General features: G+C 48.1%; 21 protein-coding genes and 1 pseudogene. 6 read left to right on the forward strand and 16 right to left on the reverse strand.

The genetic code is table 11. The features are described from left to right. Positions 1-3: 3 nt before the first annotated feature. Positions 4-1,341 (forward strand): serine hydroxymethyltransferase, encoded by a 1,338-nt coding sequence (locus tag SB752_RS01230; RefSeq protein WP_410713934.1) that lies wholly within the window; start codon positions 4-6, stop codon positions 1,339-1,341. An 89-nt stretch (positions 1,342-1,430) separates the two neighbouring features. On the opposite strand, the gene SB752_RS01235 is transcribed toward SB752_RS01230, so the two are convergent. Beyond that, on the reverse strand, positions 1,431-2,807 hold the full coding sequence (locus tag SB752_RS01235; RefSeq protein ID WP_410713935.1) for a M20/M25/M40 family metallo-hydrolase: 1,377 nt from the start codon (positions 2,805-2,807) through the stop codon (positions 1,431-1,433). A 116-nt stretch (positions 2,808-2,923) separates the two neighbouring features. On the opposite strand from SB752_RS01235, the pseudogene SB752_RS01240 reads away from it, so the two are divergent. After that, positions 2,924-3,149, forward strand: a pseudogene (locus tag SB752_RS01240) (AAA-type ATPase lid domain-containing protein); the annotation flags it as partial. A 79-nt stretch (positions 3,150-3,228) separates the two neighbouring features. Here SB752_RS01240 and SB752_RS01245 read toward each other — a convergent pair. The 8 genes from SB752_RS01245 to SB752_RS01280 form a co-directional block, all read right to left on the reverse strand. Then, complete coding sequence (locus tag SB752_RS01245; protein ID WP_410713937.1) at positions 3,229-4,008, reverse strand: IclR family transcriptional regulator; 780 nt, start codon at positions 4,006-4,008, stop codon at positions 3,229-3,231. Between the two features lie 50 nt (positions 4,009-4,058). After that, positions 4,059-5,339, reverse strand: coding sequence for a M20 family metallopeptidase (locus tag SB752_RS01250; protein ID WP_410713938.1), 1,281 nt, complete (start codon positions 5,337-5,339; stop codon positions 4,059-4,061). Next, complete coding sequence (locus tag SB752_RS01255) at positions 5,336-6,283, reverse strand: DUF1177 domain-containing protein (protein WP_410713939.1); 948 nt, start codon at positions 6,281-6,283, stop codon at positions 5,336-5,338. Before SB752_RS01255 ends, SB752_RS01250 begins: the two co-directional genes overlap by 4 nt. A 20-nt stretch (positions 6,284-6,303) precedes the next feature. After that, positions 6,304-7,284, reverse strand: coding sequence for an ABC transporter ATP-binding protein (locus tag SB752_RS01260; RefSeq protein ID WP_410713940.1), 981 nt, complete (start codon positions 7,282-7,284; stop codon positions 6,304-6,306). Continuing rightward, a complete protein-coding gene (locus tag SB752_RS01265) occupies positions 7,277-8,287 on the reverse strand; it encodes an ABC transporter ATP-binding protein (RefSeq protein ID WP_410713941.1) in 1,011 nt (336 codons plus the stop codon). The genes SB752_RS01260 and SB752_RS01265 overlap by 8 nt, the downstream gene beginning before the upstream one ends. A 59-nt stretch (positions 8,288-8,346) precedes the next feature. Next, the gene (locus tag SB752_RS01270; RefSeq protein ID WP_410713942.1) at positions 8,347-9,246 is read right to left on the reverse strand and encodes an ABC transporter permease; all 900 of its coding nucleotides are present in this window, start codon (positions 9,244-9,246) and stop codon (positions 8,347-8,349) included. A gap of 6 nt (positions 9,247-9,252) precedes the next feature. Next, positions 9,253-10,212 (reverse strand): ABC transporter permease, encoded by a 960-nt coding sequence (locus SB752_RS01275; RefSeq protein WP_410713943.1) that lies wholly within the window; start codon positions 10,210-10,212, stop codon positions 9,253-9,255. Between the two features lie 95 nt (positions 10,213-10,307). Then, positions 10,308-11,927, reverse strand: coding sequence for an ABC transporter substrate-binding protein (locus SB752_RS01280; protein ID WP_410713944.1), 1,620 nt, complete (start codon positions 11,925-11,927; stop codon positions 10,308-10,310). Between the two features lie 197 nt (positions 11,928-12,124). On the opposite strand from SB752_RS01280, the gene SB752_RS01285 reads away from it, so the two are divergent. The 4 genes from SB752_RS01285 (at position 12,125) to SB752_RS01300 (ending at position 15,970) form a co-directional block, all read left to right on the forward strand. Continuing rightward, positions 12,125-13,075: an aminopeptidase gene (locus SB752_RS01285; protein ID WP_410713945.1), complete on the forward strand. Its 951-nt coding sequence runs from the start codon at positions 12,125-12,127 to the stop codon at positions 13,073-13,075. Between the two features lie 276 nt (positions 13,076-13,351). Continuing rightward, the gene (locus tag SB752_RS01290) at positions 13,352-13,945 is read left to right on the forward strand and encodes a sigma-70 family RNA polymerase sigma factor (RefSeq protein WP_410713946.1); all 594 of its coding nucleotides are present in this window, start codon (positions 13,352-13,354) and stop codon (positions 13,943-13,945) included. Then, a complete protein-coding gene (locus tag SB752_RS01295) occupies positions 13,932-14,804 on the forward strand; it encodes a DUF4367 domain-containing protein (protein WP_410713947.1) in 873 nt (290 codons plus the stop codon). The genes SB752_RS01290 and SB752_RS01295 overlap by 14 nt, the downstream gene beginning before the upstream one ends. A 197-nt stretch (positions 14,805-15,001) precedes the next feature. Beyond that, positions 15,002-15,970, forward strand: coding sequence for a protoglobin domain-containing protein (locus SB752_RS01300; RefSeq protein ID WP_410713948.1), 969 nt, complete (start codon positions 15,002-15,004; stop codon positions 15,968-15,970). Positions 15,971-16,077: 107 nt separating this feature from the next. Here SB752_RS01300 and SB752_RS01305 read toward each other — a convergent pair whose 3' ends face one another. From SB752_RS01305 to SB752_RS01335, 7 genes are all read right to left on the reverse strand, one after another. After that, a complete protein-coding gene (locus SB752_RS01305; protein WP_410713949.1) occupies positions 16,078-16,695 on the reverse strand; it encodes a nitrite reductase in 618 nt (205 codons plus the stop codon). A 184-nt stretch (positions 16,696-16,879) separates the two neighbouring features. Continuing rightward, on the reverse strand, positions 16,880-18,487 hold the full coding sequence (locus SB752_RS01310) for a glycoside hydrolase family 3 protein (RefSeq protein ID WP_410713950.1): 1,608 nt from the start codon (positions 18,485-18,487) through the stop codon (positions 16,880-16,882). Between the two features lie 12 nt (positions 18,488-18,499). After that, a complete protein-coding gene (locus SB752_RS01315; RefSeq protein ID WP_410713951.1) occupies positions 18,500-19,462 on the reverse strand; it encodes a GNAT family N-acetyltransferase in 963 nt (320 codons plus the stop codon). Between the two features lie 23 nt (positions 19,463-19,485). Next, positions 19,486-20,313 carry a carbohydrate ABC transporter permease gene (locus tag SB752_RS01320; protein ID WP_410713952.1) on the reverse strand — a complete coding sequence of 276 codons (828 nt, stop codon included), beginning with the start codon at positions 20,311-20,313 and terminating at the stop codon, positions 19,486-19,488. 36 nt (positions 20,314-20,349) lie between these two features. After that, on the reverse strand, positions 20,350-21,297 hold the full coding sequence (locus SB752_RS01325; protein ID WP_410713953.1) for a carbohydrate ABC transporter permease: 948 nt from the start codon (positions 21,295-21,297) through the stop codon (positions 20,350-20,352). Positions 21,298-21,335: 38 nt separating this feature from the next. Continuing rightward, positions 21,336-22,664 carry an ABC transporter substrate-binding protein gene (locus SB752_RS01330; RefSeq protein ID WP_410713954.1) on the reverse strand — a complete coding sequence of 443 codons (1,329 nt, stop codon included), beginning with the start codon at positions 22,662-22,664 and terminating at the stop codon, positions 21,336-21,338. Positions 22,665-22,701: 37 nt separating this feature from the next. Continuing rightward, positions 22,702-23,550 (reverse strand): MurR/RpiR family transcriptional regulator, encoded by an 849-nt coding sequence (locus SB752_RS01335; RefSeq protein WP_410713955.1) that lies wholly within the window; start codon positions 23,548-23,550, stop codon positions 22,702-22,704. Positions 23,551-23,726: the final 176 nt, after the last annotated feature.

Below are 23,726 nucleotides of genomic sequence, written 5' to 3' on the forward strand. Positions count from 1 at the left end.
CGCATGAGCACTGTAGATCTAAAAGGGGAAGTCCACGATACGTCTGTACTTGCACGCGCACGAGAAATCATTGAAAACAGCCCTTCTCCTCGCTTGGTTCAAGAAGAAATCGTTAATGCTGTCAATCGCAATGCGATTTGGCGCGGAAATGCATGCCTGAATCTTTTGGCGCCTGAAGCCCCAGCAAGTCCTCTTGTTCGCCAGCTTTTAGCCTCAGAGGTAGGCACCCGCGCTGCAGAAGGACACATCGGCTCCCGGCAGAGATGGTTTGCCGGCACCAGATACATCGACGAGATTGAAGCCTTGTGTGTCGAACTACTGAAGAAGGTTTTCCAAGCGAATTTTGCTGACCATCGTCTCGTCGCCAGCATGATTGGCAACATGACCGTTTACTCCGCCCTGACTCAGCCTGGAGACAAGATCATGACTATCTCCCAGCCATTTGGCGGTCATTCTAGCAATCGCCTGGACGGCCCTGCTGGCGTTCGCGGCTTACATATTACCGACGTGCCGATGGACCCGATCGAACTGACTGTCGACCTGGAGGAATTCGCCAAGGTAGCCAGACAAGTTCGCCCCAAATTGGTCACTCTCGGTGCATCCATGACGCTGTTTCCTTTCCCGCTGAAAGAAATGTCTACGATCGTCTCGGAATGGGGCGGCAAAATTTTCTTCGATGGTGCCCATCAGCTCGGACTCATCGGAGGTGGTCAGTTCCAGGACCCGCTGCGCGAAGGAGCTTGCGTCATCACAGGCTCAGCTGGAAAAACATTCAGCGGACCGCAAAGCGGCATCATCGTCTGGAACGATCCAGAGCTTTCCGTACCGATTACAGATGCCATTTTCCCTACTTTAGCTGCCACTCACCAAGTAAACCGGGTCGCCGCTCTAGCCGCAGCCGCTGCAGAATTCCTTGCTTTTGGCAAAGACTACATGGCTCAAATCGTCGCCAACGCACAAGCACTGGGGAAAGCTCTCCATGAGCGAGACGTTCGGGTACTGGGAGATCATAAAGGATATACCCGTACGCATCAGGTCATTCTGGATGTTCGTGATTACGGTGGAGGCTACAAGGTCGCCAAGCAATTGGCAGAATCCAACATCATCACAAACAAAAATCTGATTCCCGGCGACAATCCGGAAGACTGGGATTATCCGAGTGGGCTACGCATTGGAACGACCGAAGTGACCAGATATGGAATGAAAGAGAGCGAAATGGAAATCATCGCAGACCTCATCGTGCGCGGGCTGACTGAAAAAGACAAGCCCGAAGCGATCAAAGCCAAAGTACTGGAGCTGCGAAATTCCTTTACCAAGCTGCAATACTGCTACCAGGACTAAATAGACAGCTTGGGAAGCGACTCTTCCCCCTCTTCCAAACGAAAATCCAGTCTAAAACAGCATGACGTGTTTTTAGACTGGATTTATTTTTAGATCCTTGAAAACTCTCCCAAGCGATGCAGCACATGACATGTACACGAAATTCCTTTATAAAACAGCTCAACTGCCATGTTCTCATTTGGTGCATGGTTTGCCTCATCGGCATTGGCATAAGGGACCATCACGGATGGCACCCCGAGAATTTGCGTCCAGACATAATCAGGCAGGCTACCACCGACACCAGGTACTAGCAACGGATCAATGGAATAGGCATCTCTTACCGCCTCCACCACCACTTTCACAATTTCGAGTTCTGCCGAAGTGCGTGATGGTCTCATGTCCCCCTGATGCAAAACCTCGACAGCTGGGGCGTGCTTCTTGACATGAGTGCACAGCTTTTGGTAAATATCGTCCGGGTCCTGATCAATAACAAGCCGTATATCCATTTTCACGCTGGCTTTGGCCGGTATGATCGTTTTGGAGCCATCTCCCCCGTATCCACTATGGAAGCCACAAATATTGAAGGTAGGTTCCAACGATAAGAGCCGATAATAGGTTTCAGCATCCTCTTCGATATCCGCGTATCCAATCTGTTTGATCAACTCTTCTCGATCAAAGGGCAGCTTGCGAAACAACTCAAGCTCGTATGCAGTTGGCTGACGGATATTATCGTAAAATCCTTCGATCAGCACCCTTCCCTGCTCATCTCGCATTGTTTTCAACAGATCGATCAGCATCCATGCCGGATTGGGAGCGATATTTCCCATATTACCCGAATGATGATCCCACTTGGCTCCGTGTGCTACCAGTTCGACGCCAAGAATTCCTCTGACCCCAAGCTCGACAGAAGGTATGCCGCTAACATGCATCGGTCCATCAGAGGTGTAGACCAGGTCACACGCCAAAAGCTCTTTATGTCGCGTAACAAACGACGCGAGATGAGGGCTGCCGTTTTCTTCCTCTCCCTCAAACACCAGCTTCACGTTGACTGGCAACTCACCAAAACGGTCCAAATATGTTTTGATCGCCAGTACCTGTGCCATCAATTGCCCTTTGTTGTCCCCCACCCCACGACAATAAATTCTTCCTTCGCGTATGGTTGGTTCAAAGGGTGGTGATTGCCATTCCTCGATTGGTTCCGGCGGTTGTACATCATAATGCCCATAGATCAAAACAGTAAATGGATTCTCTGCCTTCAGCCATTCCCCATAAACAACAGGATGTCCCTCTGTTTCAATCAGGCGACTCTCTATGCCACTCGCCTGCATCATTTCTTTCAGCAGCTGTGCACATTCTCGTACCCCTACATTCGTGGTGCTGATGCTTTCTTGTTTGAGCAATGAAAACAATTGCTGCAAATAGTGTTCTTTTCGCTCCTTGATCAGATCATCGACCATAGCCAGATTCATTTCTATCTTCTCTCCCATCTTTAGCTCCCTCTCTCCTCATCCATAGAGATGACACGCTACATAATGCTCATCCGTCACCTGCTGCATACTTGGCCTGCTTTCCCTGCAAATCTCCATCACATTCGGACATCTGCCTGTTTCACGAAGATTTGTATCATCGACTGCGGGTGCTATTCGTCGATCTCCCCTCCCTGCGGAATCGACCGGATGACATCCCCCTCCAGGTTCGGCATTTTATCCAACAAAGCAAACACCCGCAATGTAACGGTTATGCCGCAGGTCATCGAGAAACTCGCTTCTCTGCCGTGGCTCGGGAATGTACGGGAGCTAAAGAACACGATCGATTACATGCTTGCTGTTTGCTATGTACGAGATGCTCCTTATGCACAAAAAAGTGTACCCTAGCTCACACCTAGAGTACACTTTTCATTTGCGTTATTTAACCGAATACATAGTAACGAGCCAAATCAATCCGATACTCTTTAATCAGCTTGTCGATATCTTTTTGCCCGCGCATTAGGATTTCATGATACTTTTCGATCTTTTCTTCCGGCATGCGGTAATGAGGTCCGGATATCGTCAGCGACCCCATAATATGACCGTCTGGGTGGAAAAGCGGGCAAGCAATCGCCAATACATCAGGTGTATATTCACCGGTACTGCGCGCCCACCCTTGCTCCAAAATACGTGCCAGCTCAGCACGCAATTGATCCGGATCAGCAATCGTATTTTTCGTATACTGCTTCAAGCCTTGCTGAATGATGCGCTCGATATGTTCTTTGGGCAAATACGCCATGATGGAACGATAGGATGCCCCGACGAATAAGGGGGATCGGCTGCCGACCGAAACGGAAAATTTCACAACATGATCAGGCTCCAGGGCATCGAGAGTCAATCCCTCATCCCCGTCCAGACTAGTCAAGAAGATCGATTCTCCAGCTTCCTCCATCATGCGCTCTAAAATGGGACGAATCAGTCGTGAAACATGGAACGACTCGCTCATCGTCAAACCGAGTTCCCACAAACGAATACCCAAGGAATATTTTTTGGTTTCAGGGTCTTTCACCAGAAAACGGTTTGCCTCAAAAGTGGACAAGACACGGTACACATTCGTATGATTCAAACCGGTCTCCTTGGCCAACTCCCGAGCTCCCCACTCCGGCTTTTCTTTTGTGAACAACTGCAGTAGCTTAAGTGATTGATCCAATGTTTTTAACACGACGACTCCCCTTCAACACGTTTATATAGTGAACATAGCCCGCGGGGGAACTATGCCTCTTTTTTCTGATACAAAAAGTCAATTGCAGCTGCCACATACACCTTTGCACAACGAATCACGTCTTCTACCAGCACTTTTTCATTGAAATTGTGAATGCTTGGCAAATACGCAGGGCCGTATTGCAGAACCGGAATGTTGTACTCGCGGAAGTGTCTGGCGTCACTGCTTGCCCACTGCTGCACTCCGTACGCGTGCTCTTTTGTCACATATGTGATGTTGTCGACAATCGCGCGGCATACAGGATCAGCCGGGTCTGTGTAGTTGGCATGGCTCATGATGCCAAACGACTTAATTTCGTAGTCGATCTCCAGCGCATCGAGCTTACCGTGAATATACGCCATGACCTCTTCTCTAGTCACGCCAAACGGCAGTCGGCAATCCACTTCGACTGTGCAGGTGTCAGGTACGACATTCGACTTCGTTCCACCCTGGATCGTTCCGATATTGCAGGAAATCCGTTCCAGTACACCTTGGTATGGCTCGCGTTCTGTTCCCAGCATGTACTCCTTGGAAATTTGCACGAGCGGCTTCACTTCATCCGGGATCGTAACCGGATAATCCCATACAGTACGAATGCACTCAATCGCTCTCATCGCATCCAAGATCGCATTTTTCCCGGCAATTGGTCCGAGGCTTCCATGTGCAGGCTTGCCGTATACAGTCAACTGAAACCAGCAGGAGCCTTTTTGGCCCAAGGTTGGATTGTATGGCGAGGACGGTTCAGCAATCAGGCAGCCATCTCCCTCTACCAGCTTGCGTTCCAAAATCCACGGTACTCCCAGCTCTCCGCCTGTTTCCTCGTCTGGAACGATCGCTAGAATCAATTCCCCGGGCAATTCCATGCCGAGTCGCTTCAAGATCGTGGTCGCAAAAATAAGACCAGCCAGTCCGCCCTTCATATCAGAAGCGCCGCGGCCCAAAATCCAACCATCTTTGACTTCTCCGCTGAACGGATCAAACTCCCATTTGCTGAGATCGCCCGCCGGAACGACATCCGTATGACCGCAGTAGATCAGGCGTTTTCCGCCTACATCTGCATTTCCAATCCGTGAGATGAGGTTAAACATTTTAGGTCCTGCTTCATGCCACTGCGTTTCAATTCCAAACCGCTCCAAATATTCGTGAATATAACGACTGATCGGCTCAGAATCACCTGGAGGATTTTCACTCGGAAATTGAATCAGACGGCAGCACAGATCAATCAATTCGTCTTTGTTCTCTTCAACAGCAGCGACAGCCAGGTCTTTCAGTTTGTTAGTGAGCTCGCTCATGATACGCTCACCTTCCCATCCAGAGTAAGCAGATGCTTCATGCTTCCATATAAAGAGCTCATCAGCTCAAAGTCTTTTTGATCAAAGAAGTCACACTTGCCAACACCGTAGAGCTTGGCTACCTCTATCACGAAGCGTACGACCTGCTCTACATGAACGAGGTGAGTAGCCCCAGTCGCACAACCCGCTACAGGCACTTGTGTCGTCAAAGCAATTCCAACGACTGGACTGTCGGTCACTACGCATGGCTGCATAATACTGTTGATGTGGTGAACATTGTTGCCGTATGGGGTGATGTCTTGCGTCGTAATCGGCAGTGTCACAGGCATATTGCCTGATGTTTGTTTCATGACCTCTAGCAAATCGGTGCTTATGCGCAGGATATAGCCTTCTTTTACGGTAGGAGTAATGGCATATCCGGTATGGTTGAGAATCATGTTTCCTTTTGTAGTGTCGATGGACAGAATCGCGTCCATCTCTTTTACCACTTCGTACTGATTCATCGTCATCATATCGACAGGTGAATTCATGAATGGCACCGGATCATGCGGCAAAGTCGGAGCATCCGGGCAAATATGGGTAGTGAGAATAATATCCCCTTCCAGAATATCGCCACGCTGCTGCATGTCTGCTAGTTTGGCAGCAGCCGCCATGCAAGCGAGGGCTCCATCACCATCGGAAACGAACCCGATTTGCTCAGGGCGTGCGCCAATTCCACCCAAACGGCCAATAATGCCGAGTGTCGGTGCAGTGCCACCATTGCTCTTCCCATTTTTTCCTTTAATCGTTACTTTTACAAAATCAGTCTTGCCTTTATTTCCGGTAATGGTCGTAACCTCGACATTCGAAAAATGACGCTGCTCAAAATATTCTTTCAGGTCAGTTCCGCTGACAAAAGCACTATCCATGAGATCATACATTTCAATGACATGTTTGAATGACATAAAACAAGTCTCCTCTGCTATTATGATATATCTCCTAGTAGATGACAAGAAACCAGATGCTGCCCTTCAAACAACTCCAGCGCAGGTGTTTCTGTCTTGCAACGATCCGTTGCATACGGACAACGCTTGTGAAAATGACATCCAGAAGGCGGATTCATCGGGCTTGGTACATCCCCGGTCAAAATCATGCGCTCCTTTTTCACCAATGGGCTTTCTTTTGGCACAGCCGAGAGCAAGGCTCGCGTATACGGATGCTGTGGATTGTGATAAATCTCTTCGTACGTCCCCATCTCGACGACTCGTCCCAAATACATGACAGCGATCCGATCACTGATATAGCGAACGACGTTCAGGTCATGGGAAATAAAAATGTAAGTCAGATCGAATTTGGCTTGCAGCTCTTTCAGCAGGTTGATGACCTGTGCCTGAATCGATACGTCCAGAGCGGAAACTGACTCGTCACAAATGACGACATCCGGATGCAGGGCAAGCGCACGGGCGATGTTGATCCGCTGTCTTTGTCCTCCGCTGAATTCATGCGGATAACGTGTAGCGTGATAATCGCTCAATCCGACTACCTCTAGCAGCTCCTGTACCTTTTTCACACGCTCCTGGTGAGTACCGACCTGGTGAATGACAAGCGGCTCCATCACGAGCTGCTCTACCGTCTTTCGCGGATCGAGCGAAGCATACGGATTTTGGAAAATCATTTGGATCGATTTTCGCGCCTTTTTCAATTCTTGCTCAGAAAGGGAGGCGAGGTCCTGACCATTGAAAATGACCGAGCCGGATGTCGAACGGATCAGCTGCATAATGAGTCTGGCCAAGGTCGACTTCCCACAGCCCGATTCACCAACGATTCCCAGCGTTTCTCCCTTTTTTACCTCAAAGCTGACATCATCAACGGCCTTGACGAATTTGGTAGGTTTGGCGAACAGCGATGAATCCTTTACGGGAAAGTGCTTCTTAATGCTGTTGACCTGCAAAATGGTTTCACTCACTCGCTTCTCCTCCTTCCCGTTTCAGGCGATGATCGGCCGTTTGAAAATGACAGGCAACCATATGCTCCGGGCTCACTTCTACGAGCGGCGGTCTATCGGAAAAGCATTTTTCCTGCGCGTACTGACAGCGCGGGGCGAAATAGCAGCCCGCAATCTCATTGCGCAAGTCAGGCGGATTCCCTGGAATCGATGGCAATTTGCCTACCGTGTCAGACTTGATTTGGGAATCGAGCAATCCCCATGTATATGGATGAAGCGGATTTTGGTACAAATCCTCGACGTTTGCATATTCAACCGTGTTACCGGCATACATGACGAGTACCTTTTGACAGCTCTCCCAGACAACTCCCAGGTCATGCGTGATCATAATGATGGATGTTTTCAAATCATCCTGCAGCTTTTTCATTAAATCTAAAATTTGAGCCTGAACCGTTACATCCAATGCCGTCGTCGGTTCATCCGCAATCAACAGCTTTGGATTACAAGCCAAGGCAATCGCGATCATGACACGTTGGCGCATCCCACCGGAAAATTCATGCGGGTATTGCTCCAGGCGCTTTTCTGGTTCCGGAATTCCGACCAGCTTTAGCATTTCAATCGCTCGGTTACGTGCTTCCTTTTTGTTTACCTGCTGATGCAGGCGAATAACCTCGATAATTTGATTCCCTACAGTAAATACCGGATTGAGCGAAGTCATTGGGTCCTGAAAAATCATTGAAATTTCATTCCCGCGGATTTTTCTCATCTCATTCTGCGACAGCTTCGTCAGGTCCTTGCCTTCAAAGACGATACTGCCTCGCTCGATTTTTCCCGGGGGAGACGGAATCAGCCCAAGGATGGCGGTGGAGGTTACGCTTTTACCCGATCCAGATTCTCCTACGATTCCGATCGTCTCTCCCTGTCTCAAGTCAAAACTCACGCCATTAACCGCCTTGACGACTCCAGACGAATAAAAATAGACAGCCAAATCTTTCACACTAAGAAGCACATCTGGTTTTGCCAATTCCCTTTCACCCCAATGCCTAAGTAATGGTGAAGATATTTTTGCATGCCTTTTGTTCGTTACACTTTCATTTTTGGGTCCAGAGCGTCTCTCAGGCCGTCACCAAACAGGTTGAAGCCGAGTACGGACAAAAGAATCGCCAGACCGGAAAAAGTAGCCATGTGCGGCGAGAGAACGAGAAAATCTTTTCCGTCCTTCAAGATGCTGCCCCAGGAAGCGGTTGGGGGTTGAACACCGAGACCCAAAAAGCTCAAAGCCGCTTCGGAAATAATCGCTCCAGCCACATTCATCGTGGCGTATACAATGATCGGCGCCATACAGTTCGGCAAGATATGGTGAAAAATGATCCGGGAATTATTTGCCCCAAGAGATCTGGTTACTTCGATGTACTCTTCTTCCTTTACCGCAAGGACCTGACCGCGCACGATCCGCGCAAAGCCTGGAATGTTGGCAACCCCGATCGCCAAAATCACGTTAAACAATCCGGCACCCAGCACCGTCATCAGCGCGATGGAAAGCAGGATAAACGGAAAGGCAAACAATCCGTCCATCAAACGCATGATGATCGCGTCCCATTTTCCGCCGTAGTAGCCTGCTACCAGCCCGAGCAAGGTTCCGATCATGCCACCTAGTCCGATCGCAAAAATGCCGACGATCAAAGAGATTTGGGTTCCATAAATGATTCGGCTGAACAAATCGCGTCCATAGTTGTCCGTCCCAAGTAGATGTCCATTCACCCCTGGCTCGGACAAGGAGTTTGCCAAATCCATCGCATTCGGTGGATGAGTGGCAATAAGCGGAGCAAACACGGAAAAAATGACCATGATCGCGATGATGATCATACCAACCAATGCCAGCTTGTTTTTCAGCAAGCGTCTCCACACACTGTTTTCATTGCTTTTTTTCTTCGCAGCGAGTGGGACCGATACTGGCGAGAGATCTTGGGCATGGTTACTCATGTCGTATCAGCCCTCCCCTTTATTGGAAAGATTCACACGCGGGTTGACCACGGTGTATAAAATATCGACCAGCAAATTGATCAAGACGAAAATCACAGCGATAAACAATACCGTTCCTTGTACGACAACGAAATCGCGATTCTCGATCGCGTCTACGACCAAGCGTCCCATTCCTGGCCAGCTAAAAATCGTTTCGGTCAAAACCGCGCCGCCCAGCATGGAGGAAATTTGCATCCCCATCACCGTCAAAAGCGGCGTCATTGCATTTTTCAAAGCATGCTTCCATACGACGAAAAATTCACGAAGACCTTTGGCCCGAGCAGTCTTGATGTAATCCTGTCTGATGACCTCAAGCATGCTGGAGCGTGTAATACGAGCGAATGTCGCCATCGGAATGGTCGATAGGGCAATACTCGGTAAAACAAGATGAGTGATGACGCTTCCAAAACCTTCGGATAAAGAGCCCATTCCCGTTGCCGGAAGCCATCCTAAATGAACACTGAAGTACAGAACCAGCATCACACCGAGCCAGAAGATTGGCATGGATACGCCCACGAGAGACAAAATCATGACGGTGTAATCCCATGGTGAGTATTGCTTGGTTGCGGAGATGATTCCTGCCGGGATTCCGATCAAGAGTGCAATGGCAAGAGCACAAACGGAGAGAAGCAATGTGTTCGGAAAGCGTTCCAATATTAACGATAAAACAGGCTGATGGTATCCAAGGGAGGTCCCGAGATCCCCCTGTAAAAGACTACCGAGAAAATCAATATATTGGAGGTACATCGGCTGATTTAAACCAAGCGATTCACGCATTTTCGCAATTTCATCCGGCGATGCCTGCGGACCCAAAAGCACTGCTGCCGGATCACCGGGAATCATGCGTGTGATGATAAACACAGTCGTAGCAACCACGAGCAAAGTCGGGATCAGGTCGACCAATCGTCTGAGAATCAGTTTAAGCATTCCTTCTCTCCTCCTTCCTGGTAATTGTGTGTCTCTTCGGGTGAAGAATGGTCGAAGAGAGGATGTTATCCCTCTCTTCGCTTGTTGCTATAGCTTTATTTGTTCAACCAAACGTTTGTTTCCTCGTTCACCAAGAAGATCGAGCTGTCTGCACGTACTTGGTAGTCTTCGACGTACTTCTTCATGCCCGTTGCTACATCGAGCAGTCCGAGCTCTACGTGGACAACATCGTCATTGATCATTTTCATTGCTTGGCCGTACATTTCTTTGCGTTTTGCTTCGTCTGTTGTTTCAGCAGTTGCACGATCCAGCAGCTTGTCTACCTCTGGATTGTTGTAGCCGTAACCGTTTCCAAGTGAGCCGATTTGTTTGGAGTGGAACATTTGATAGAGGAAGAAGTCAGGATCTGGATACCAGGACCAGCCCATGATGTAAAGTGGCGCTCTGCCTTTTGCCACCACATCGCTAAAGGTTCCCCACTCAACGGTTTTGATGTCCACATCGATATTCAGGTTGTCTTTCAGCTGCTGGGCAGCGATTGTCGCTTGTGGTACACGGGAAGCGATTACATACAGCTCTGTTTTAAATCCATCCGGATAGCCAGCCTCAGCAAGCAGCTGCTTCGCTTTTTGCGGATCAAAAGCTGGAACGGAAGCTTCTAGTGCAGAGTCATATCCCCACGATGCTTTAGGCAAAGGCAGATACGATTTCTCTGCGCCTCCCCACTTGAACACACCTTTTACGAGTCCTTCCACATCGACAGCCATGCGAATAGCTTCGCGAACCTTTTTGTCTTTTGTTGGACCCTCATTTTGGTTCAAGCCCATATATTCGATCGACAGACCTGGTTTGGTCTGTAAATTCAGATTTTGGTCTTTTTCAATAACGGCACGGTTTTGGCCTTTTACGTCTGTCACGACATCAATATCACCGGAACGCAGTGCATTAGTCATCATGTTGGCATCCGTAATGAATTTGAACTCAACGCCATCCAGATGCGGTTTTGGTCCCCAGTATTTATCCGCACGTTTCAATGCTACGGAATCATCCTGGTTGAACTTGTCCATTTGGAAAGGACCGGTACCGATCAGATGTTGACCAAATTGGTCGCCCCATCCTTCTACTTCTTCACGTGGAACCACGATGTTACCGCCGTCTGTCAGCATCGCCAGCAAAGCTGCGTTTGGCTGATCCAGATGGAGAGCAACTTCATTTTCACTGATGACTTCCACACTTTGTACGCCGCGAAGACGCTTAAGAGCGGATTGCTTGGAGGAACGCTCCAGACTGTACTTCACATCTTCAGCTGTCATTTTGCGTCCATCCTGATATTTACCTGGCTGGAAATACACGTTGTCGCGCAGCTTGAATGTGTACACCTTCATGTCATCTGATACTTTCCACTCGGTTGCCAGGCTAGGCTCGATCTTGGACAGATCGCCGCTATAGCGAACGAGTGTGTCGCCAATACTGCGAATAATGTTTGATTCGTAAGCACCCGTGTAAGCAATTGGGTCCAATGTTTTGGCTGTAGAAGACAAGCCAATTTTTAATACGCCGCCATCTTTCGGTTCACCAGCAGCAGCTTGCTCTTGTCCAGTACCCTTACCGTCTTGTGCCGGAGCACTGCTTTGTCCTCCACAAGCAGCAAGCGCCAGCATGGAGACAACCGTTACAGCGGAAAATAACGCTTTTCCCTTCAAAAATTTCCTCACTACAAATCCCCCCAGTAGTTTAAGGTGTTTCAAATAATGAACCAATAGTTCAATATGTGTTACGCTTTGGATTATAGCACCTGATGATTTTAGTGTAAATACTCAAAAATCTAAAAATTTTCATCTTGATGAACAGTGTTTTATTTCAGTACAATCAGTTATTGATTCCAATCTATTTTGGCAAGGAGTGTTTCCAGATGAATCACTTGGTTGAAATTAGCCGCAATTTGATTGCAACTTGTTTAGGGATAAAAGAAAACGAACAGCTCGTGATCGTAACGGATGAAGACAAGCGACCTTTGGCTGAGGCGCTCTACGAGGCAGGCAAGCAGCTTGGGGCAGAAACCGTCCTCATGGTGATGACAGAGCGACAAAAATCAGGCCAGGAGCCGCCTCGGGCAATCGCCGAAGCAATGAAGCAAGCCGATGTAGCCATCTGCATTACCAAGCATTCCTTGACACACACACTGGCGAGAAAGGCTGCCGCAGCCAATGGCACACGCGTAGCGACCATGCCAGGCATTACCGAGGACATGTTCAAGGATGGGGCGATTGCTGCGGACTACAACGAAGTGAAGCGTCTTACTGAGGTCGTGACGCAAATTTTGACGGGCGGCAAAGAAGTGCGCATCGAAAAGGATGGATACAAGCTCCAATTTTCCATTGAGACCCGATACGGAGTTCCCAGTACTGGCATGTATTTGGAAGCAGGTCAGTCAGGCAATTTGCCTTCTGGTGAAGCCTATATCGCTCCAGTAGAGGGCACGGCAAACGGTCAAATTATCGTCGATGGCTCCATTGCAGGAATCGGCATGGTAGATGAGCCACATTTGCTTACCATCAAGGACGGACGGCTCGTCGACGTCCAGGGTCCAGTAGCTGACAGACTGCTCCAGACATTGGGCGAAAAGGACGGGCGTATGCTAGCAGAATTTGGGATTGGTACAAATCATAAAGCGCGTATTATCGGGATTGTTTTGGAGGATGAAAAAGCGTTTGGCACGATCCATGTCGCGTTTGGAAGCAACATCACATTCGGGGGAACGATTGAAGCGGGGGTACATATCGATTTAATCGTAAACAAACCAGATGTTTTTATCGACGACGTAAAAGTACTGGAAAAAGGAAGCTTTACTTTTTCTAGCTAGCTTTCTCCAACCACTTGTTTCCAATGGCTACATTTCCATCCACATGATAACGAAAATATGATATCTTTACTAAGGACCTGTCATTTACATAGAGAAGCAGTATGGGGTAGTACGTGAATATAAAAAAATGACAGTTTACCAAAAGGACCACAGATGGGGAGTCATCTGTGGTCCTTTTCCTATGCACAGCCTTTGTAATGGTTTATATCCCCAGGCGTATATACGTATAGAGTCTCTTAGCTAAGAAGTACTTAAACGAAAGGTAAGAGGGTGAAAATGGACAATAACTCGACTTCCATTTTGAATCAGGGCTTTGCCCTTTCTGCAACCGAGACCGACACAGCTTCTACTGATTCCATATTTTTCAGAGATGCTTTCGATTGTTACCATAAGCGAATCTATAACTATATGCGCTATCGCGTCTCAGATTTGTGCGAAGCGGAAGAGCTAACCAGTCAAGTATTTGAGAAAGTGCTCCAAAAGCTGTCTACATTCCGTCCGGACCGCGCTCCTTTCGAGGTATGGCTGTTTTCGATCGCACACCATACAGTCAACGACTATTACCGGAAGCAAAAACGCAGACAATGGTTTTCCCTCGACAGCATCAAGGAAATGATTTCGGATCAAATCAGTCCAGAGGAAGCCGCCTCGAAAAATGACGAGCAGTCAGAGCTGATCCGCGCCCTTTCTCATCTCAAGGAGCGTGAGCGCAGAATTCTTTCTCTCAAATTCGTCGGAGAGCTGAAAAACTATCAAATTGCTGAGATCGTGGGCCTCTCGGAAAGCAATGTAGGCGTGGTTCTTTACCGCTCGTTGCGACAGCTTCGTTCCATCTTGAAAGAAAAGGAAGGTAACGATGAAGACAGATAAAGTCGCCAAACACTTTAACGAGGATTTGGATGCGATCGTGAGCGGGAAGCAGCCGCCAAAAAGACCCGAAGCATCGGATGAATACGCGGAAATACTCGAAATCAGCTCGGCCTTAAAAAAACTGGACTTCAGCTCGGAATATGGTTTGCCTGAGAAAATCAAGCTTCAGGAAAAAGTAAGCGCTATTTGGATCAGGGAGGAAAAAAGAATGGAAAAGCGGATTGGACGTTCGCGGTTTGTTACAGGGAAAATTGCTGCTGCTGTAGCTGCTATTACGCTGATAGGAGCGACAGCATTTTCTGAACCACTCCTGGCATTTGCGAATCATGCTACCGAGTCTATATCCAAAATCGTGCAGCTTGGCTACACGAGTGTCATGCAGATGGATGAGCAAGCGCCTCCTGTCGACAAAAAAAGTGTTGGTCATGAACAAAACTCGGAGAAGATTTTGGTCAGCGCAAGTGATCAGCCGCTAGAAATAGAACGCGCCATTTACACTACTCTGGCCGATGCGCAAAAAACGGTAAGCTACAAGCTGCTCAGCCCCGCCTATTTGCCAGCTGGCTATTCGTTTAAGGAAGCCAGTGGATTTAAGGGCGAAGGTGCCGACCAGTACATGGACTTGTATTTTAGTGGCCCCGTTAAAGATATTGTGCTGATGACTCGTGTGCTCAATCAGGAAACTGCTTTTGGTGTAGCGACCTCAAGCAATGTCGACTCCTTAATCGTAAATGGCAACGCTGCCGCATGGATCGAGCCCCATACCTTGATGTGGGAACAGGATGGTGTCAGCTACTCCTTATTCTGCAAAGGCTTTGGAAAAGTAGAAGCGCTAAAAATCGCGAATTCGTTGAAATAGCAACAATTAAATATGTACGTACATGAGGAGGATTGGGACTTTCCCTATCCTTCTTTTTTGGTATTACACCCCACATTTACATATGTACCTCATTCCATAATATGTAATATTTCACAAAATGCTCAGTTTTGAACTGTTCATGATTTGTTAAAATTTGAAAGTGTTTGATACTAATAGATAGATAAGAAGGGATCATCATGATTGCATTGGAGAAAAAGTGGAGCCAGCTGTGTACGTACTATGGTCTGACCGATGAAGATTTGCAACTCTTGCATACGCACAAAGACTTCATCATGAAGCATTCGGAGGAGATGGTAGATTGCTTTTACGAGGAATTAGACAAGTACGCCAACCTAAATCAGATCATTCAAGCAAACGCATCGGTAGAAAGCTTGAAGAAAGTACAGATGTGGTATCTGGAATCACTTGGTTCTGCCACACTTGATGAAGACTATATTAAAAGTCGGCAGCGAATCGGTTCTACACATGCCCGTATCGGTTTATCGGCCTCCTGGTTCTTGGGTGGATACTCGCTTTATTTACGCCTTTTTGCAGAAAGAATCCCCTGTTTGCCGGACTCTGCTCTTTATTATCAAGCGCTGACCAAAAGATTATTTTTTGACTCTGCGATCATTTTGGAGCAGTACATCGGGGACACAACGCGGGAAAACCGAGCGTATCGCGAAAATATGGAGCAAATGGCAACAGAACTGACAGCTACTACCCAAGAAGCCATTCGGATCTCCTCCGTATTTGCGCAGTCTGCCACCAAGCTTACTGAAGTGAATGACGAGATTGCCCAATCCATGCATGTGCTCAAGGAACAAAACGAAGAAATTGAGAAGCTCAGCGGCTTTGTCGCAGATGTTTCCACCCAGACAAACCTGCTTGGTCTCAACGCTGCCATTGAAGCTGCCAGAGCAGGAGAGCACGGGCGGGGCTTTACCGTCGTTGCCAATGAAGTACGAAAATTAGCCGATAAATCAAGCACCTCTTCGAAAAATATACACACATCACTGCTAAACATTAACAATCAGTTACATAAAATCGACCAACAGGTTTCCTTGTCAACCGTTTCTGCGGAAGAACTGGATACTACCTCCGAGCAATTATTTTCCATCATACATAAGCTGGATGAAATCTCGAACCGACTGCATAGCAGATAATCGCTATCGTCAAAGCCAACGGCCAAAGAAGACTATTTCTTTGGCCGTTCATCTTTGGATGCCCAAATGCCAGCCTAGGCAGCCCCATCCGTACTTATCTATAATTTTTACACGACTGCTTCGCGTAGTGCTTCAACTGATACCCTATTTATAAATGTTGAGAATTTTTCTTTTTTCTTTCCATTTTGTTGGAAAAATTGTATCAATTTCTGTACAACTACAACCAACTGTTCTTCGGTTAATGCTGACAGGAATAACTGGGCAAGCTTTGCCTTCAGCCCTTTGCTCTCTCCCCCCACGTAAATATCGAATGTACCCTTCATCTTCACGATTCCTATATCCTTTAGCAATGGCTCTGATGTTCCCAACGCACAACCGGCATAGCCGATTTTTAGCGGGTTAGGAACTGCATGACCAGCGATCACTTCGTCCAGCTTCTTTGCTACATCCAGCCCTGCGTCTTCTGCTCCTCTGCAGAAATTGCACGTGATTAAGCTTTTGGTGTAAAAACCGGCAGGGTGAATTTCGAGCCCTGCTGCTTTCAGTTTTTCCTTTATCTCTTCCTCACGTTCTTCCAGTACTTCCACGTAAAGCTGTTTAAACGTGGTCATTTCTATTTTTGCATCTTCACCCACGATCGACCCAAGAACTGCCAACTGCTCCGGCCGAAAAATGGTTCCTCCCACTTCGAAACCGGGAGTAACGGCAATTTTCTTTTTCCCCATATGATTGCACTCCTCTTTTGTTGAAACGATACTTTACCCCTTTGTAGTCGAAGGGCACCTCTCGGAATTTACTATACCCCCGTAATGTATATAACTCAATGGTTTTTTTCATTATTTTTTGAGCAAATGCAATTTCCCTAACGCTCAAAAAAAACCGAGCCAGCGTCAGGTATTAAGCCTGAAGCTACTCGGTTTTCGAATGACGATTAAAGCAAATGCTGACGGGCAATTGTCCGAATGCCGGGCGCTCTCCAAACAAGACGTCTGCGATGAGCCCGATTGCTTTTTCCCCGTGATCGTATACTGCAAGAAAAACATCCACCTCTGGAAACTCAGTTAGATCGTACGGGTTTCGCAGTGCCACCGCTATTACCTTTTTCCCCGACTGCTTCAGCTTTCCGACAAATCGCGACTGACCTTTGTATATGTGGGCGTTGTACGTAAATACAAGAACGATTTCTGTATCGGCTATTTCGTTTTCAATCCGTTCCCCTTCACCTTCAGATGGATCGAGCGAGGAAAAATTATGTCCTTTCACAGCTCCATATTTTCGCAACGGTTCCAGCAACGTTTCCGAAAGAGACAGCCTCTCCTCCGCCATGGTAAGATTCGTGACCCCTGGAAAAACCACTCCCAATTGATGAATGTTTTTCGCCAACGGAAGAAGCTGATTATCATTTTTTACTAAGGTAACTGCTTGCTCCAGTATTTCTTCCGCGAGTTTTTCATGCCGCTTTCGATCAAAAGTTTGTCCCTTCGCTGCCAAACATTCCTCCCATGACAAAAATCGTTTTTTCAACTGAATCACACGATTTACGGCTTCATTTATCCTTTGTAGAGAGATTTCTCCACGTTGGATCGCTTGAATCAGCCGAGCATGCGTCTTTTGCTGAATGCCCTGTGTATGAGAGACCAGAACCAGATCAATCCCTGCCTGTATCGCTCGCACTGCTGCTTCAGGTACACCAATGGAGCCAGCGATAGCGGTCATTTCCAGGCAGTCGGTGATCGCTACACCTTGAAAGCCAAGCGTTTGGCGCAGGACTCCCGTCACCAGCTCCGCTGAAATTGATGCGGGCAATCCACTTTCATCAATCAGGGGTAAAGCGATGTGACCTACCATCACCATCGGCACGCCAGACTCGATACAAGACTGAAACGGCACCAGCTCCGCATCCATCAGCCGTTTACGATCGTGCCGGAGAACCGGAATTTCATCGTGCGAGTCGGTACTGGTATCACCATGTCCAGGAAAATGCTTCACAGCAGGAACTACCCCACTGGTAAGAAGGCCATGGACAGCTGCCTTGCCAAACAAGGCGACGTATTCAGGAGCTTCGCCAAACGAGCGCACGCCAATCACCGGATTCAGCGGACTCTGATTCACGTCGATCGTGGGAGCAAAATTGACCGAGATACCAGATGCTCGCAGCTCATCGCCTGTTGCCTGATAGATGAGCCTGGCATTGTCTGGATTTCCTGTTGCCCCGAGTGCCATCGCTCCCGGAAAACGAGTCGCACCTTTTTGGAGCCTCGTCACCACTCCGTTCTCCTGATCAGTCGCGATGAATAGTGGATACGCTTGCTTTGCTTCTCTGGCCCAGCCCTGTAGCACCCGCATCCGTTCAAAAGTCTCTTCGGGCGTACTGATATTCCGACTAAAAAGAATCACATTGCCGATCTGATGCTGTTTGATCCATGCTTCCATCTCGTCAGGAATATCCATGGTTTGGTAGCCAAACATGAGAATTTGCCCTACTTTTTGCTCTATGCTCATCTGCTCCGCTCTCATGGAAGCATCCCTTCATTCGAATTCTTTTCTGTACTTGGCGTACTGCTTCCAGCTGTGATACCCCAGTTTTACATAAAAGTCGACGAGCGTTGTCCAATCGATGACGATCTGCTTGATTCCGCGATTTCGCAGCATCGTAATGCCTGCCTCCACGATTGCGAGGCCTAAGCCCTGTCCCCGGTACTCCGAATCCACTCCCAGTGGGCCGATTCCCCCCAGCTCGTCATGAAAAAGCGGTGCCCAGTAAACGTTTTGGGCGATAAAGGGTGAGCTGCTATCGTTGATCCGGCAGAAGCCGATGATCTCCCCCCGTTTCTCCAAGACAACAAACTCTCTTCCCGCTCCACCACGCCTGAAATAATGAATCGCTTCGTACTCCCATCTTCCAGGAAAGCAGCGATGTAAAAAGGCTAGAAAGGCCTCCTTGTCGGCTACGGTCAACTGGCGAAAACAGCCATCCGACACATGGGGAAGCTCTGCTTTTGCTGAATTAGGGTAGTGGCAAAGCAGATCATTTTCCAAAGGAACAGTAACAAAATAACCGCGCTGCTCAAACCACGCTTTGACCTCTGGAGCCTCCTCAGGAATACCGGGGAAATAATGATACGGATCACGTCCCAACAGGATGCTTTGGGCACCTTGCTGTCGCAGCGCTGCTTCTGCCCTTGTCAGCAATTCGGTGCCGATACCTTGCCCGCGGTATTTTTCGGCGACAAGCAGCACCTGTATCCAGCCCACTCCCATACCCAACTGTAGCTCCAGCTTTTCCTGCCAGCATTTTGCCACCACGAACCCGACAGGCTGCATGGTCTTTGGATCACAGGCAATCCATGAACCCGCATCCAGTACGTTTTCATCAGCAAAGCTGTTTTGGTGAAATAACTCTGGTCGCATGGGGAAACGCCCGCCCAGCTCCTGATTCCACAGCTCGCACAGCGCCTCCAGATAGGAAGCATCCCAAGGCATATAATGCATAACTATCAGCAGCCTCCTATCGTCTACTTAAGTCCTGAAGTTTTCGAGCCCTCTACAAAATACTTCTCCGCAAAAAGGAAGACGATCAAAATCGGAATCAAGCTGATCAAAGCCCCCGCTACCAGCAGCTGATCATCTGTTTTGTACTGACCGCGCATAGACAAGATGCCGATCGGAAGGGTAAAATGCTCCTCGGATATGAGGTAAATGATTGGGGCCAGGATTTCGTTCCATTTTCCCATGAAGGTAAACACCGCCAGAGTAGCAAGAGAAGGCTTGCACATCGGCAAAAAGACTTTCCAATAAATTTGCAGCGGATTGCAGCCGTCCAGCTTGGCCGCTTCCTCGTAATCCTTGGGGATGCTCAAAAAAGCTTGCCTCATCAAGAAGATGGCAAATGGCTGGCCCAGCCACTCCAATATCCAGAGCGGCGCCAGCGAATCGAGCAGTCCCAGGTTTTTAAAAATGATAAATTGCGGAATAATCGTCACAATCCCGGGGATCATCATCGTCCCGAGCACGATCATAAACAGCGTATCTCGAAAAGGAAACCGCAGACGCGCAAAGGCGAACGCAACCATAGAGCTGGATAGCAGTGTCCCTACGACAGAGAGCACGGCGACAATCACACTGTTCATCGTGTAGCTGCTGAAATTGGCCTGCTCCCATACCTGTGTGTAGTTGCTCCATTTCACTGGATCAGGCAGCCATTCCGGGGGAAACTGCATGTATTGCTTGTAGGTTTTCAGCGAGTTAAAGATGGTAGTCAAAAACGGGACAAACATGATTAAAGAGCTAATGATGACAAACAAATATCCTGCGATTTTACTCAGAGGAAAACGTCTTTGCATGGCTACCTCCTTTTCCTCTTCTCTCCCCACTTAAGTTTAGTCATAATGAACCCATTTCTTTTGAAGCTTGAATTGAATCAAGGTGATCACAAGCAAAATCAGGAACAACACCCAAGCAATTGCTGAGGCATAGCCCATTTTATAGAAGCTGAACCCTTGACGGAACATTAGAAGCATGAGGACCAGACTAGCGTTGTTAGTCCCTCCGGTTGAGCCTGCCTCAGTGGAGCCGCCTGTCATGACAAAAATTTGCTCGAAGTTTTGGAAGGAGTAGATCGTATTTAGGATCACGACTAGAAACGTGGTTCCCGAAATCATCGGAACGGTTATTCGCCAAAACTTCTGCCAGGCGTTTGCCCCGTCGATGGAAGCTGCCTCGTACAACTCCGAAGAAATTCCCTGCAAGCCAGCCAGAAAAATGATCATCATGTACCCGACACTTTTCCAGATCGCCACGACTACCAGAACAGGAATGACCCATCCCTCATCAATCAGCCAGCTTTGCGGAGCGATGCCAAACTTGGCCAAAACGGCATTGGCAAAACCGACCCGCTGGTTGAAAATGGCATCTGCTACATAAGCGATCACCGTCCAGGAGGAAATCACCGGCAGAAAGTGCACCATCCTGAACAATTTCAGCCCTTTCAGCTTTTGATTCAGCGCTACCGCCAAAAGCAGTGCCAAAAAGGTTTTGGCCGGAACATACAGCAGCGTGAAGTAGACGGTATTCCATAGAGCCCGATAAAACAGCGGGTCCTGAAACAGCTTTTCGTAGTTGTCCAGTCCGGTCCATTTCGGCGGATTTAAAATATCGTAGTCGGAAAAGCTGAAATAGAGCGACGCGAGGGAGGTTCCTACTACAAACACAATAAAGTGGATAAGGTAGGGAGAGACGAGGAGCAGTCCCCATCTCCCTTCGCCATCCAACCATTTTCGCTTCTTCGCTTTTGGCTGCACCTGTTGCTGCTTCTCCAGCTCCAGCATGGCCTATCACACATCCTCACTGGTGGATTCTTTCTTACCTACTTTTTAAAGAAATCGTCCAGGACTTTTTGAATCCCCTGATCTGTTTTCGAGATATATTCATCCACCCCGTATTTGTCCATGAACAACTCTGAGAGATTATCCGTAAATACTTTTACCCATTCGGCAAAGACGGCGTTGGTGTCGATTGTTCCGGCAAACTCTAGGCTGTCGAGAAATACCTTTTTGTTCTCTGGCTTCGTGTTATTCGTCAGGAACTTGTCGGAGTTTGCCACCGATTTTTTCACAGGAATGGCTTCACCTACCTGTGTCCACTCTACTTGCGCTTCATCAGAGGTCGTCCAGTACGTAATCCATTCCTGCGCTGCTTTCACCTTTTGCTCGTTTGCTTTTTTGTTGATCACCCAGGAGTTGGCAATTACCGGAGCGAAGCGTTTTCCATCCGGGCCTTTTGGCAGCGGAGCAACATCGTAGTTCAGCTCGGCACCGTTCATTGCCGTTGTCGCTGCGTAAATATCAATTTGCATGGCGGACGCACCGCTCAGGAATACCTTGAAGTTGCTTTGGAATGCCTTCAAATCAGCTGGGTTGGGGAAAAGCCTCCGCTTCATACCGTCTGCCATCCACTCGACCGCTTTTTTATTCTCGGGTGAGTGAATGATCGATTTGGTCATCGTAGGATCTAGCACACCGCCACCATATGCTTTCAAAATATTGAAGGCACCGCGGGAGCTACCGAAAAAGGTAAACCCGAACTGCTTCACCGAATTTTTATCAAAGGCAGGATCGTCAGCATTTTTCCCGTTTGCATCCAGTGTCAGCTTGGCTGCTGCAGCTTTCAGATCATCCCAAGTCCAGTCCGCTGTTGGGTAGCTCACCCCTGCTTTATCAAACAAATCCTTGTTGTAGAAAAGAGCGCCAACCTGAATGCCCTGAGGCACCCCCCAATATTTCCCTTCTGCATCCTTGTTGAATTCGAGACCGTTTACCTCGTCTTTGTTGATTTCTTTCGTGACATACTCGGTGATGTCGCGAATCGCACCCCGCTGAGCAAACCCGAATACCTTGGTCCCATCACTCTGCCAAATGTCAGGAGCTGTACCTGCTGCTATCTGCGTGGTTAGCTTTTGGTAAAAGTCCTCGTACGGGGCCGTTTCTGTTTTGATCTTGATATTCGGATGTGACGCTTCGAATTTCGCGATAATTTCCTCCATCTTTTTCTTCGTAGGTGGATCGGAGCTATAGCCGAGAAACAGCTCTACCTGACCACCCTCTGTTGTCGATGGCTGGCTGCTACAGCCCGTAAATAGGACGGCCGTTAGTAAGCCGAGAATGCCGAGCGTTGACAATAACCCTCTCTTTTTCATGAAAACCCTCCCTTTGGTAAAAGGATTTATCCGTTGCCTATTTGTATTGCTCGCGGACCGCTCTGCGTGTCTCACGCAAGTAAACAGAGGACGTATCATAATTTCTGGCGGCGACTCCGCGAAATAAAATGTCAATCACATTGAGCTGTGCAATACGAGAGGAAGTGGCGGCACTCCGCTCTCCTGCCTCTGTAGTAAACGTGGTTAAGTGAATATCGACAACCTCCGCCAATGAATTATGGCCGTATTTGGTAATCCCTATCGTTGTCGCTCCCGATTTGCGTGCTTGCTTCATCGTCGTGATGGTTTGCGAGGTTTCTCCCGAATTGGAAATGCCGACTGCGGCATCCCCTGCTGCAAGCGTGACCGCTGAGGTAAGCTGCAAGTGCGAATCCGAATGAGCCGTGCACATTTTGTTGATCCGCAGAAATTTATGATGGGCATCCTGTGCTACTAACTGCGAAGCGCCTACCCCGAAAAAATCAATTCGGTTGGCTTGATGCAATACCTCAATTGCCCTCTTAACTATTTCCGGTTCGAGGATTTTGATCGTTTCACGCAAAGAGAGGATGTTGTTATACGAAACCGATTCAATCAATGTGGGAATATCCGCGTCGGGACGAATCTCTTTGTATTCATCTAGCTCTGTGGTGGTCTGAATATCGCCAGCAATCCTCATTTTCAACTCTTGAATACCCTCTACACCGATCCGTTTGCACATACGTATGATCGCAGCTTGACTAGATTCGCTTCTTTCCGCCAGCTCTTTTATGGAAAGACGAATCACCTCTTCCGGTTTGGCCAGAATGTAGCGTGCCGCATTTTGCTCTGACGGTTTGATTACATGCATGGATTCACGAATACGCAGCAAACCGCCATTTAACACCTCATTCCCCCCTTTGCCTCCGTGATTAAAGCGCTTTCAATGAGTGGTAATTTGTTACATGTCTATGTCGGTTTGAAATAAAATATCAATAACAAAAAACGGGATTAAAATAAAATTTCAAAACCGAAAGCTGTCGGAAAAAGAAAAAAGCTGGCGCTTGCGAGGTCGAGATCGAC

It is taken from the genome of Brevibacillus sp. SIMBA_040 (genome assembly GCF_046535075.1).
In the GTDB taxonomy this organism is placed as follows: domain Bacteria; phylum Bacillota; class Bacilli; order Brevibacillales; family Brevibacillaceae; genus Brevibacillus.